The sequence below is a fragment of the Nocardioides sp. SYSU D00038 genome (genome assembly GCF_016924665.1).
GTDB lineage: Bacteria > Actinomycetota > Actinomycetes > Propionibacteriales > Nocardioidaceae > Nocardioides.
Window position 1 is genome coordinate 17,023 of sequence record NZ_JAFFJT010000027.1, and the last position, 12,007, is coordinate 29,029.

Here is a 12,007-nt window from a genome sequence, read left to right on the forward strand (position 1 = left end):
GGTGACGCTAGCCGAGATCCGAGGCCGGATCAGCCGACGGCGACCCAGCGCTTGCCGAAGGCGTGGTGGGCGGGCACCACGTCGACCGGCTTCCGGTCGGGGTAGTCGTTGCGCGCCTCGACGTTGATCCGCACGTGCTTGGGCCCCTGGTCGCCGGCCGGTCGCAGGCAGCGGCGCGGCACGCTGAAGCGGGCGACGCCGGTGTCGGTGTAGCGGAACGACCTCAGCGAGCAGGTGCGGGTCGCGTCCGGGTCGTGCCAGGTGTCGACCTTCGAGACCGTCAGCCTGGGCTCGACCTCGACCGAGGCGCCGAGGACGTACTCGGGGCCGGGGTTGCGGGCGTCGGTGTCGACGTGCACGACCCAGTAGTCGGCGGCGTCGTCCTTCTCGGGGACGACCGACACGACGACGCGGGTCTTGAGGTGCTCGACCTCGACCCGGTCGACGTCGCCGCCGAACCCGGTCCTCACCTGGTCGCCCTTCGGGTCGTCCATGGTGATCGTCTGGGCGCTCGCTGCGGCGGGCAGGGCCAGCAGGGCGGTCGTGGCCAGGGCCGCGATCGTGGTGGTGCGCATGGTGGTTGGTTCCTCTCGGTTCTTCGTCTGGTGCCCGTGTGACGACCCCTGCTCGGGAAAAGTTGCGGAGTGACGACGTGGTCGCTGGCGGATGTCCTGCGGGGCTAGGTTGGGAGCCATGAGCGACGCCCCCGCCCGACCCCGCCAGGCCCGCTACGACGTGGTCGTCGTGGGTGGCGGCCACAACGGCCTGGTGGCCGCGGCCTACCTGGCCCGGGCCGGGCTGGAGGTGCTGGTGCTCGAGCAGCTCGACCACGTGGGCGGCGCCGCGGTCTCGGCCGCGGCGTTCCCGGGTCGGCCGACCCGGCTCTCGCGCTACAGCTACCTCGTCTCGCTGATGCCCGACCGGCTGATGGCCGAGCTCGACCTCGACGTGCGGCTCGCGTCGCGCACGACGGCGTCCTACACGCCGGTCGTGCGCGGTGGGCGCCACCTCGGCCTGCTCGCCGAGCGGCCCGAGGGCCCGGCGACCCGGGCGTCGTTCGAGGAGGTCACCGGAGGCCCGGCCGACTTCGAGGCGTGGGAGCGGTTCTACGCCGACGTCGCCGGCCTGGCCGCGGCGGTCGCCCCGACGCTGATGGAGCCGCTGCCCACCGAGCAGGCCGTGCAGGAGCAGGTCTCGGCCGAGGTGTGGCGCGAGCTGGTGCTCGAGCCGCTGGGACTCGCGATCGAGCGCCGGTTCGCCGACGACGTGGTGCGCGGCGTGGTCGCCACCGACGCGCTGATCGGCACCTTCGCCTCGCTCACCAGCGAGTCACTGGTGCAGAACCGCTGCTTCCTCTACCACCTGATCGGCAACGGCACCGGCGAGTGGCGGGTGCCGATCGGCGGCATGGGCGCGGTCACGGACGCACTGGCCCGCGTGGCAGCCGGCGCGGGTGCGGAGCTCCTGACCTCGGCCCGGGTCGCGCGCATCCACCCCGGCGACGACGTCTCGGTCGTCGAGCTCGATGCGGCTTCCGGGGGCGCGTCCGTCGAGGCCCGCCACGTGTTGAGCAACGTCGCGCCCTGGGTGCTGCGCGGATTGCTCGGCGAGGAGGCCGACCCGGCCACCAAGCCCGAGGGCTCGCAGCTGAAGATCAACTTCCTCCTCGACCGGCTGCCCCGGCTGCGCTCGGGGGTCGACCCGGAGGTCGCCTTCGCCGGCACCCTCCACCTCAACGAGGGCTACCAGCAGCTCGAGACGGCGTACGCCGAGGCCGCGGCCGGCCGGGTGCCGACCGAGCTCCCCGGCGAGGTCTACTGCCACTCGCTCACCGACCCCTCGATCCTCGGCGACGTTCCGCCCGGCACCCACACGCTCACGTACTTCGGGCTGCACACGCCGGCCAGCCTGTTCGAGGCCGACCCCGCCGGCGCGCGCTCCGCCGCGATCGGTCGGGCCATCGCCGCGCTCGACGAGCACCTGCTCGACCCGATCGGGTCGGTGGTCGCGCGCGACGAGCGGGGCGATCCGTGCATCGAGGCCAAGATCCCCCAGGACGTCGAGGCCGACCTCGGCATGCCGGGCGGCCACATCTTCCACGGCGACCTCGACTGGCCCTGGGCGCCGCCCCGGTCGCGCCTCGACACCCCCGCCCAGGCCTGGGGCGTGCAGACCGACCACCCCGGCGTGCTGCTGTGCGGCTCGGGGTCGCGCCGCGGCGGCGCGGTCTCGGGCCTCGGCGGCCACTCGGCGGCGATGGCGGTGCTCGCCTCGCGGTGAGCAGCACCACGCCCTTACGATTTCGCCGGCCGCTCGCCCGCTGGTAGTGTTCACGTCGCTTGACGGCACGCGCCATTAGCTCAATTGGCAGAGCAGCTGACTCTTAATCAGCGGGTTCGGGGTTCGAGTCCCTGATGGCGTACTGATGGCCCCTGACCGGCGTTGCTGGTCGGGGGCCGCTGTCGTTCTCGAGGGCGCCTCGGCCGCGCCATCACCGGCTACGGGTTGAGGTCGGGAAGGCCCGTGGGGTAGCCCCAGGCCAGACCGCCGAAGAACCACATGCTGAAGCTCGCGACGATCATCGGCAGGCCGGCTATCGGGGAGATGGCGAGGATGGCCGGCCCCGAGATGGCCCCCAACGCCACCGTGAGGCGCTGCGCGCCGGTGAGCGGCTCACGACCTCGTCCCTTGCGGGCCATCCGAGCGCCCACCACGGTCCCCACGAACCAGAGTCCTGTTGCCGAGACCAGCGCCACGAACGGATAGGCGATGCGGGCCGCGCTTGACACCAAGACCCAAGAAGTCAAGATGCCGATTACTCCCAGGCCAGCGCAGATGTACGGCACCGGCCGAAGCTGTTGTCGGATGTACTCGGGGGTGTGCTCCTCGCGCATGCGATCTCCTCGTCCACCGTCAGGGCGTCCTGTCAGCCAGCGTCGCGAATCGGGTGGGCCCACGTCCAGCACGCGGCTGTCGGTTCGTCGCGGTCGTCCTAGTCCCCGATCACGAAGCGGTAAGTGTGAGCGGGCGACTTGCTGTCACTCACCATCCCCGTCCCGAGGGCCGAACTAGTGGGAACCGTGACGCTGGCAACGAACCCGACGTCGAGACCGTCTCTCACCACCCGGGGAGTGAACTCGCCGAGCTACATCCGCGTGCCGTCCGGGAGGGTCACCGTCAGCTCGACGGGTCTCAGGGGTTCCAGTTCGCTGCACTCCCCGGTGTCGTTGCAGGTCGAGCTGTAGCCGTGACCGTAGACCTTGAAGGTGTCCCCTGGACTGACGGTCAGGTCGGGGGCCGGGGACCGGCTGTCGGGCGCTTCGGAGAGCGAGTCGTCGTCGAGCCAGGGTCCGTAGCAGCCACCCGTCGAGTCGGAGCTGCAGTCCGTCGGGGGTGCCCCGCACCCGCCAGGAGCAGCAACGCTGTCAGAGTGCCGGCGGCCAGTTGCGGGCCATGGGTCATGTGTCTCGGACGCTGTTCCGGCAGGCCGGGTTCCGGCAGCCTCGACACCCGCCCCGCGACAGCGGCGCGGAGCCCCCAACGAGGGCACGTCGCGGATGGCGTAACAGAAGGCCCCCTGACCATCGGTCAGGGGGCCCGCTCTGCTGTCCGGGAGATGTGCGCCCGGGCAGTGGATCCGGGACCGGTCAGGCGGCGGGCGCCTGGCCCGCCTCGCAGGCGGCGAGCCGCTCGATCGCCTTGGCCAGCCGCACCTGCTGGGCGGTCTTGGACTTCTTGGCCTCGTCCTTGCGGTCCTTGGCGCGCTCGAGCGCGGCCCGGGCCCGGGCCCTCTCGACGCGGGTGTCCGCCTGGCGCAGGCCCTTGCGAGCCGTGGCGACCTTGTCCTTCTGCCGCCCGAAGACCGCGGTCACGCGGGCCAGAGCCTGCTCGGCCTTGGCGACCTGCGCCTCCTGCCGTGCGCACGACTCCGGGGCCGGGGTCGGAGCCGCGGACGCGACGGTGGCGCCGCCGAGTCCCAGGGCCAGGGTGGAGAGCAGGGCAGCGACGGACGTGCGGGTGCGAGTCATGGGGGTGCTCCTTCGTGGGGTTCGCATCACTCGCCCATGTCGGGAACGAACGGCTGCGTTACACCCGCCGGCCCGTCGAAGGGCCTCAGCCACCCGTGGCGCGACGCCGCCGACGGCGGTGGCCGGCCACGTCGGCCGCCACCCCGGCCGCGACGAGCGCCCCGAGCGCGATCCACACGAGCGGCGAGAAGTCGCATCCCGCGAGGGCGCCGACCAGGGCCGCCACGAGCACGAGCAACGCGAGCATCGACCCCGGAAACAGCAACTCGCGGCCCTCCGCCTGTGGTCGGTCCCGTCGAGGAAATGAGTAGACCCGCTGGCGTCTCGGGTCACCAGCGGGTCTGCACCCAACCCTAGGGCGGCGCCGCGGGCCGGACCATGGCCGAAGCGGGTCATCCTCGCCTAGCCCGACCGGACTACGACGTCCGGTCGGGCGCCGACCTCGACGGGACTCAACAGAACGTGCACACCACTTGCACGCCCTCGGCGCAGGCTCCTCCTGCAACCGGCCGCCACCCGCGGCCCGACTTCCGAGAGGCAACCGAGATGACCAGCACCACCACCGGCACCACCGGCACCACCGGCACCACCAACAGCACCACCCCCTCCATGGACGACCTGCGCACCAAGCAGCAGGCCGTCTGGAGCAGCGGCGACTACAACCGGATCGCCGCGCTGACCGTCCCCGTCAACGAGATGGTCGTGGCGGCCGCGGCCGTCCGCCCCGGCGAGCGCGTCCTCGACATCGCCACCGGCACCGGGCACGCCGCCCTCGCCGCGGCCCGCCAGGGTGGCGACGTCACCGGCATCGACTACGTCCCGGCGCTGCTCGAGATCGCGCGCGACCGTGCGGCGGCCGAGCACGTCGAGGTCGAGTTCACCGAGAGCGCCGCCGAGCACCTGCCGTTCGACGACGCGTCGTTCGACGTCGTGGTCTCGGCCATCGGCGTGATGTTCGCGGCCGACCACCAGGCCGCCGCCGACGAGATCGCCCGGGTCAGCCGCCCCGGCGGCCGGGTCGCGCTGGCGAGCTGGACCGCCGAGGGCTTCGTCGGCGGCATCCTCGGCACCGTCGGCCGCCACGTCTCCCCGCCGCCCGGCGCCCAGCCGGCCGTGCGCTGGGGCGACGAGGCGATCGTCGCCGGACTGCTCGGCGACCGGGTCACCGACCTCGCCTCCACGACCCACGTGGTGCCGGTGCGGTTCGCCGACGCCGCGGCGTTCGCCGACCTGTTCCTCACCTACTACGGCCCGACCTACAGCGCGGCCGCGAAGCTCGACGACGCCGGCCGGAGCGCGCTGCGTGCCGACCTGGTCGAGCTCGCGAGCTCGTCCGCCGTGTCGACCGACGGCGACGCGATCCACCTCGAGTGGCAGTACCGCGTCGTCACCGCCACCCGGGCCTGACGCGCCGGACCAGTCCCCCGATCCAGGAGTACCTCGTGAACCGCTCCCGCACCCTGTCCCGCACGGTCGGCACCGCCCTCGTGGTGCTGGCCGGGGGGCTGGTCCTGCCTCCCGCCCCCGCCACCGGCGCACCGGTGACCTCGTCGGCCCTCGCGACGATGGCCGGCGTCATGTACCGGCCGAGCGTCTGCACCGGCCCCCAGAACGAGCTGGCCCCCGAGGTCGCCGCGCCCGTGGACGGCAGCACCACGACGAGCCGCGCCAGCGCGGCGTCCACCATCACCCACGTCGCCTCGGGCGGCTCCATCCGCACCGACCAGCAGGTCAGCGCCACGACCCGGGGACGGCTGCGAGGCGGTCAGCTCTCGGAGGTACGCCTCACCGCCACCGGTCGCGTCGCTACCGACCGACGCGCCTCCGACCCGTGCACCACGATGTCCGTGGCGTACGCCGTCCGCACCCTCGACTTCACGTTGGAGCGCCCCCAGTGGGTGTCGGTGTCGCTGGGCCGGACCGGCGAGGGACAGGGGCACGTGCGCATCAGCACCGACGACGGCGCCACGGTCCTCGAGACGGGCACGCCACCGTTGCGCGGGACACCGGGTCCGGCGTACCTGCCGGCCGGCAGCTACAACCTCGCCGCCACCGTCACCTGGGGGGTCCTGGCAGACGCCTCGGACACCACGGGGTCCGGCACGAATGCCGGCACCGTGACGGTCGACGTCGGCCTGCACGACCCCGGCTCCGCGGTCACCGGCCCCACGGGCCGCGGTAGCCGTTACGCCGTCCCGGGCTCTGCGGCGTGTGCGAGCGGCACCGTGCCCGTCACCCTGCGCGGAGCGGCGCGCCGCGCCCGTTCCGTCGTCGTCAGCGTCGACGGGCGGCGGGTGCGCACCCTGCGTCGTCCCACGCCCGGCCGCACGGTGCGGGTGCGGCTCGGCTCCACCCGCCCCACCACGACGGTGCGCGCGCGCCTCGTCGTCGACCCGCCCGGTGCGCGTCGACGGGCCACCGTCACCGTCACCCGCACCTACCGGTCCTGCGCCCCGCGCTGACCACCGACAGGAGAAGAACATGGACCACCACCCCCACCGACGCCCGACGGCGGTCGCGACCTTCGCCCTGGTCGCATCACTGGTGCTGGCCCCGGCACCGGCCGAGGCCGCGGCGATCGACGAGGCGTCGATCGACGGCTTCGTCGGCGCCTACCACACCAACACGACAGGTTGCCTGACCACGACCACACCCAACCAGCCGCGCACGCCGGTCCCTCCGGGCCGGACCGTGACCCGCACCGTCAGTGGCAGCAGCACCACCAACCACACCGGTGGCGCGGTCACCCGCACCACGATGCGGGCGTCCGGCACCGCGACGGTGCAGGGGCGCGGTGGCCAGCTGGGGTCGACGCAGCTCACGGCGTCCGGCCGGGTCGAGAGCACCGAGGACCCCGGGCAGGTCTGCCGGGTCGCCGCCTGGACGCAGGTGGACCACGAGGTTGCCTTCCGCCTCGACCGTCCGCAGTGGCTGGTGCTGACCTCGTCGGCGACCCGCGACACCAGCGCCTACCTCGAGCTCGAGCCGGCCGGACCGGTCGGGAAGCACGTCTCCTACGAGGACCGTTCGGGCGGCGAGCACACCGCCACCTGGTTCCTGCCCGCCGGCTCCTACGAGGTCGACCTCGGCCTCTACTGGGAGGTGGTCGCCGAGGACGAGAGCTCGCTCCAGCGGGTGCGGAGCGGCTCGGGCCGGATCCGACTCGACCTGCACGACGGCGGGAGCGCGACCTCCGTGACCACCGGGCGGGGGCGTCGCCACGTCGCGCTGGCCGACGCCGCCACCTGCGCGAACCGGTCGGTCGCTGCGACCTTCCGCCGCACCGGCACCGTGCGCAAGGCGGTCCTCACCGTCGACGGCCGGCGGGCCCGCAGCGTGCGGCGCCCCGAGCCGGGCCGCACGTACGTCGTGCCCGGGCTGCCCGCGACGCGCGGCGCGACCGTGGGCGTCCGGCTGGTCGTCGACCCCCCGGGGCCGCGCCGTACCAAGGTCGTCACGGCCCGTCGGTCGTACCGCGCGTGCGCCCCCGCCTGAGGTCGGCGACCGGCGTTGCCGCGAAGTTCGCCGATCGTGACCCGGTGTTCACCGCGACGCCCTACCGTGGGCACGTGGCGAGAGACATGGGGTCGGGCTCGCAGGAGCACCGCTGGGTCGACGACGCGTGCGCGACGTGCGGCATGCGGCGGAGCGAGACCTGGCTGCTCGACGAGCACCAGCGCCCCGTGATGGCCCTGGTGTGGACCACCCGCGACGGCCTGCAGGGGATCCGCACCTCGCCCTGGATGAAGGGCGTGGCGCCGCCCGTGGGCCGGCTGCCCCACCAGACCGCCGAGCAGGCCTTCCCCGGCGTCGAGGTCGGCCGCGAGCCGGCCTGCCGTCCGCTGCTCGCCTCCAGCTGATCCGCCGCTGACGCGGCACACCCCGCCCGGGTGCCCGGGCGGGGTGTGCCTGTCTGGTGGCGTGCGTCAGAGGTCGGCCGGACGCAGCACCCGGTCGATGCCGTGGGCAACCTGGCGGTTGCCCCGGTTGAGGTCGAGCAGCGCCGGGATCGCCCGGGGGTTGCGGGCGTCGCGGTCCTTGTCGAGCAGCGTGACCGCGCCCTTGATGACGTGCAGCTTGATCGTGCCGCCCTGGGCGGTGGTGACCGTGCCGCCCTTCTTGGCGGCGGCGACCACCTTGGGCGAGGTCAGGGTCCGGGCCGGGACCACGTGGTAGAGCAGGATGGTCTCGATCGTGTCGACGTCGGCGGCCGCGAGGATCGCGGCGACCGTGCGCTTCTCGGTGCGCGGGGTGCTGCCGGTCAGGCTGCGCACCAGCCTCTGGAAGGCGCGGTCGGTCGGCAGGAACGCCGTCAGCCGGGTGCCGCCCCTGGCCAGCAGTCCGACCGGGCTGTCCGGCTTGGCGTCGAGGACCGCGAGGGCCGCGGCCTCCATGATGTCGAAGTCCTTCCAGTTCTTGTCGAACCGGACGCCGTCCGCGGCCAGCACCTTGACCAGGCTGCGCTTGCCGGCGGCGCTCGGGGCGGCCTCGGCCGAGGTGGCCGGGGCCAGCGCGCCGATCGCGGCCACTGCTCCGGCCACCGCCGTGACCAGGATTCGCTTCGTGCGCTGTGCGTGCATGTCTCCTCCTCCGTGGGGCAGGCCCGGCGGTCGCCGGGTCGCGAGGAACGGCCCCCGGGCGGGCCGGGCTCCTCCTCGTGGGTGCTTCGGAGCCACAGTTGTCGCGGATTGCACAGCCTGTTGAAATTTTCGGGTGGCGGCTCAGACGGCCGCGCCGTCGACGTACGCCAGCACCCGGGAGAGCAGCCGGGTGACCGACCCCGGGTCGACGGATCCGACCGGCGGCGGCCCGGCGAGCGCGGCCAGCACCGGCACCGCCCGGGCCACCCCGGCCGCCACCGCCACCTCGGCGCAGGTCCGCGCCGCGTCGCGGGCCGCCGCCGGGTCGATCGTCCAGACCGCCTCGAAGACCCGGTCGGCGTCGGGCACCCCGGCCTGGCCGGGCACCTCCCAGGCCACGAGCACCGCCGGCAGCCGGCGCGAGTCGCAGGCCACCACCCACTCGCGCAGCATCGGCGCATCGGTCGGCAGCGGCACCAGCGCCGGCCCATGTCCGTCGGCCACGGTCGGGAAGTCCGCGAACGCGAACGCCGACCCGGCGACCCGGTCGACCTCCTGCCACCGCTCGCGGGACCGGGCGTAGAACTCCCGACGTTGGAAGCCGCCGAAGACCGATGCCCGCTCGGCGGTCGAGCAGAGCTCGTCCTCGATCGCCCGGGACAAGGCGACCAGGGTGCGCTTGCGGAGCCGGTGCGCCGCGAGGTCGGGTCTGGTGCGGCGCAGCTGGGCCCACACCGACGGGGGCGTGGGCGCCTCGGGTTGCGGGGCCGCCACCTGGGCGATGGCGGCGTCGAGCCGGACGCCGGCATCGCGCCGGTCGACCACCGCGCGCACGGCCCTGACATGACCGTCGTCGTAGCGTCGGTGGCCGCTCGGGAGCCGGTGCGGCACCGGGAAGCCGTGCCGCTGCTCCCACATCCGCAGCGTCGCGGCCGCCACGCCGGTGCGCTCGGCCAGGTCGCCGATGCTCAGCACGGCGCCCTCGCCTGGCGGGCTCTGGGGCTGGTCCTTGGTCACGGTGGCATCCTATCCTCAACACCTTGTGTAGAAATCACCCTCTCGCCCCGGAGGCGGCCATGACGACGAGCCAGGCAGGATCCGTGACCCCGGGCCCGTGGCGCCCCGCCGCGGTGACGGGGGCCGACGTCGACGCCGTCGCCGTGGTCGACACCACGCTGGCCGCTGCCTGGCGGCTCGCCCGGTGCCTGGCCGGAACGCCGGCCGAGGCCGAGCGGCTGGTGGAGGAGGCCTACCGGCTGGCGTGGAGCCGGCACCCCGACGGGCCGCCGCCCCACACCAGCCCGCAGGCGTGGATCCTCGGGACCCTCTGGTCGACGTGCCGCAGCCGGGCGACCCGGCGGGCCTGACCCCGACCCCGGCTACTCCCCCCAGCCCATCGGGAAGACCTCGAAAGCGGCCGCGAACCGGGCCCCCAGCCGCTGACCGGTGGCCCGGGCCCCGCCCTCGAGGAACTCGCGGGGGTCGAAGTGGTCCCAGCCCAGGCCGTCGATGTAGGCGCGGTGGGCCTCCAGCGAGGCCACGCCGGCGTCGAAGGTGTCGGTGGTCTCGACCGCGTGGGTCGCGTCGGGCGAGCCGAACGCCCACACCTCCTCGACCCCGCCCCACGGTTCCAGCCCGTCGACGAGCTGGTCGGCGAAGACCCAGCGGTTGCCGGCGTCGCGAACGGCGTCCACGACCGCCCGGCCTACGGCGACGTGGTCGGCCTGGTTGAGGTTGCGCCCACCCCAGGTCTCGCGGAAGTTGCCGGTGACGACGACCTCGGGCCGGTGACGGCGGACGACGCGGGCGATCGCGGCCCGCAGCGCCAGGTCGTGCTCGAGCACGCCGTCGGGCAGCCCCAGGAACTCGACCGTGTCGACGCCGACGATCCGGGCGGAGTCGACCTGCTCGGCCTCCCGGACCCGTCGACACTCGTCGGGGTGCAGCCCGTCGATGCCGGCCTCGCCGCTGGTCACCAGGCAGTAGGCGACCTCCTTGCCCTGGCCGGTCCAGCGGGCCACGGCGGCCGCCGCGCCGAACTCGAGGTCGTCGGGGTGGGCCACCACGCACAGGGCGCGCTGCCAGTCCTCACGGAGGGGCTCGAGCGGGGCAGGTGTCGTCATGGCGACCACCCTGCCACCGCCGACGGCGTCCGCCCGGAAATCACGGACGGGTCAGCCGTCGAACTCGCCCTCGGCCAGTGAGCGGAGCACGCAGAACTCGTTGCCCTCGGGGTCGGCCAGCACCACCCAGGAGCGACCCTCCCCCTGGCCGACGTCGACGCGGACGGCGCCCAGGGCCTCGATGCGGGCGACCTCGTCGGCCAGCGAGGCGTCGGTGGGCGAGACGTCGAGGTGGACCCGGTTCTTGACCGTCTTGCGGTCGGGGTTGGCCACGAAGACGACCGAGGGTACGACCGGCCCGCTGCGGACCCGGCTCAGCAGCTCGGGGGTGGCGACCCGGGCCGGGGCGATCTCGACGACCCGGCCGGGGTCGGAGTCGATGACGACGTAGTCGAGCACCGCGCACCAGAACGCCGCCAGCGCCTCGGGGTCGCGGGCGTCGACCACCACCTCGGTGAGGCGGGCGGTCACGGGGCCACCCCCTCGCGCTGCTCCAGCACCGCGAGGTCACGCTCGGCGAACAGCCGGTGGTGCCACTCCTCGGAGATCACGGCGCCCAGGCAGCGGGTGACGGCGTAGGCCTTGCCCTCGGGGTAGCCCCGCTCGCGCACCGGCGTGGTGGTGCCGGCCAGCCGCTCGTCGGTGAGCTCGTCGAGCACCCGGGACACGGTGGCCTTGCGGTCGGCGCGCGCGGCCAGCACCTCGTCGAGCGACGGGCGGAGGTCAGGATCGAGCACGACGCCCACCGAGGCGGGGTCGACGTCGGTGTGGAAGAGCCCGAGCGGGTGGTAGGGCGACGGCTCCCCCAGCAGCGCGCGCAGCACCCAGGCGTCGGTGGCGAAGACCAGGTGGCGCAGCGTCTCGACGAACGACCACTCCTCGTCGACCCGCTCGTGCAGTCGCTCCTCCGGCAACCTCCTGGCCCGCGCGACGGTACCGGCCCACAGCCGCTCGAGGGCCGTCCACGCGGTGCGGTAGCCGTCGGCGGTGGTCGGCCGCATCAGCGGGCGTTCGGGGTGGCGCCGGTCGAGCTCGGCCTCGACGTAGGGCATCACGTCGACGTCGTTGACCACGAGCCGGTCGGCGTGGCCGTCGAGCACCAGGTCGGTCAGCAGCGCGCCGGTGACCTTGCCCCCGCTCAGGTCGACGTCGTGGAGGCGGGCGGCCCGGAGGTCGGCGCGCTCGACCCTCAGCCTCGACAGGTCGACGTCGCGGAAGGCCGAGCCGGACAGGTCCTCGTCGTGGTGCTCCACCATCCGGGCAGCATCGCACCGGC

The 12,007-nt window shown here is 74.0% G+C and carries 15 protein-coding genes and 1 tRNA gene; 7 read left to right on the top strand and 9 right to left on the bottom strand.

Features of this window, described 5'->3' with window-relative positions; translation table 11 throughout:
* Positions 1–29: 29 nt before the first annotated feature.
* Positions 30–575 carry a hypothetical protein gene (locus JT721_RS16480; protein ID WP_205474354.1) on the bottom strand — a complete coding sequence of 182 codons (546 nt, stop codon included), beginning with the start codon at positions 573–575 and terminating at the stop codon, positions 30–32.
* A gap of 118 nt (positions 576–693) precedes the next feature.
* On the opposite strand from JT721_RS16480, the gene JT721_RS16485 reads away from it, so the two are divergent.
* Together JT721_RS16485 and JT721_RS16490 are read left to right on the top strand one after the other, a co-directional pair.
* Positions 694–2,280: an NAD(P)/FAD-dependent oxidoreductase gene (locus JT721_RS16485; RefSeq protein WP_205474355.1), complete on the top strand. Its 1,587-nt coding sequence runs from the start codon at positions 694–696 to the stop codon at positions 2,278–2,280.
* A 69-nt stretch (positions 2,281–2,349) separates the two neighbouring features.
* Positions 2,350–2,422: transfer RNA gene (locus tag JT721_RS16490), tRNA-Lys, on the top strand.
* 76 nt (positions 2,423–2,498) lie between these two features.
* Here the strand turns inward: JT721_RS16490 and JT721_RS16495 are convergent.
* The 3 genes from JT721_RS16495 to JT721_RS16505 all read right to left on the bottom strand — a co-directional run bounded on the left by JT721_RS16495 (position 2,499) and on the right by JT721_RS16505 (position 4,275).
* Positions 2,499–2,894: a hypothetical protein gene (locus tag JT721_RS16495; protein WP_205474356.1), complete on the bottom strand. Its 396-nt coding sequence runs from the start codon at positions 2,892–2,894 to the stop codon at positions 2,499–2,501.
* Positions 2,895–3,647: 753 nt separating this feature from the next.
* The gene (locus tag JT721_RS16500; RefSeq protein WP_205474357.1) at positions 3,648–4,028 is read right to left on the bottom strand and encodes a hypothetical protein; all 381 of its coding nucleotides are present in this window, start codon (positions 4,026–4,028) and stop codon (positions 3,648–3,650) included.
* Between the two features lie 85 nt (positions 4,029–4,113).
* Positions 4,114–4,275: a hypothetical protein gene (locus JT721_RS16505; RefSeq protein WP_205474358.1), complete on the bottom strand. Its 162-nt coding sequence runs from the start codon at positions 4,273–4,275 to the stop codon at positions 4,114–4,116.
* A 299-nt stretch (positions 4,276–4,574) separates the two neighbouring features.
* Between JT721_RS16505 and JT721_RS16510 the strand changes: the two genes are divergently transcribed.
* From JT721_RS16510 to JT721_RS16525, 4 genes are all read left to right on the top strand, one after another.
* Positions 4,575–5,435: a class I SAM-dependent methyltransferase gene (locus JT721_RS16510; RefSeq protein WP_205474359.1), complete on the top strand. Its 861-nt coding sequence runs from the start codon at positions 4,575–4,577 to the stop codon at positions 5,433–5,435.
* Positions 5,436–5,470: 35 nt separating this feature from the next.
* A complete protein-coding gene (locus JT721_RS16515) occupies positions 5,471–6,490 on the top strand; it encodes a hypothetical protein (protein WP_205474360.1) in 1,020 nt (339 codons plus the stop codon).
* A gap of 19 nt (positions 6,491–6,509) precedes the next feature.
* A complete protein-coding gene (locus JT721_RS16520) occupies positions 6,510–7,523 on the top strand; it encodes a hypothetical protein (protein WP_205474361.1) in 1,014 nt (337 codons plus the stop codon).
* Positions 7,524–7,597: 74 nt separating this feature from the next.
* Entirely contained in the window at positions 7,598–7,888 is a 291-nt protein-coding gene (locus JT721_RS16525; RefSeq protein ID WP_205474362.1) for a hypothetical protein, read from the top strand.
* 66 nt (positions 7,889–7,954) lie between these two features.
* Here JT721_RS16525 and JT721_RS16530 read toward each other — a convergent pair whose 3' ends face one another.
* Together JT721_RS16530 and JT721_RS16535 are read right to left on the bottom strand one after the other, a co-directional pair.
* Entirely contained in the window at positions 7,955–8,608 is a 654-nt protein-coding gene (locus JT721_RS16530; protein WP_205474363.1) for a fasciclin domain-containing protein, read from the bottom strand.
* A gap of 141 nt (positions 8,609–8,749) precedes the next feature.
* Complete coding sequence (locus JT721_RS16535) at positions 8,750–9,625, bottom strand: DICT sensory domain-containing protein (RefSeq protein WP_205474364.1); 876 nt, start codon at positions 9,623–9,625, stop codon at positions 8,750–8,752.
* Positions 9,626–9,708: 83 nt separating this feature from the next.
* On the opposite strand from JT721_RS16535, the gene JT721_RS16540 reads away from it, so the two are divergent.
* Positions 9,709–9,975, top strand: coding sequence for a hypothetical protein (locus tag JT721_RS16540; protein ID WP_205474365.1), 267 nt, complete (start codon positions 9,709–9,711; stop codon positions 9,973–9,975).
* Between the two features lie 12 nt (positions 9,976–9,987).
* On the opposite strand, the gene JT721_RS16545 is transcribed toward JT721_RS16540, so the two are convergent.
* Genes JT721_RS16545 through JT721_RS16555 form a run of 3 tightly spaced genes read right to left on the bottom strand, consistent with a single transcriptional unit; the run spans position 9,988 to position 11,987 of the window.
* Complete coding sequence (locus JT721_RS16545; protein ID WP_205474366.1) at positions 9,988–10,731, bottom strand: PIG-L deacetylase family protein; 744 nt, start codon at positions 10,729–10,731, stop codon at positions 9,988–9,990.
* A gap of 51 nt (positions 10,732–10,782) precedes the next feature.
* Entirely contained in the window at positions 10,783–11,202 is a 420-nt protein-coding gene (locus tag JT721_RS16550; RefSeq protein WP_205474367.1) for a VOC family protein, read from the bottom strand.
* Positions 11,199–11,987 (bottom strand): DinB family protein, encoded by a 789-nt coding sequence (locus JT721_RS16555; RefSeq protein ID WP_205474368.1) that lies wholly within the window; start codon positions 11,985–11,987, stop codon positions 11,199–11,201. Before JT721_RS16555 ends, JT721_RS16550 begins: the two co-directional genes overlap by 4 nt.
* Positions 11,988–12,007: the final 20 nt, after the last annotated feature.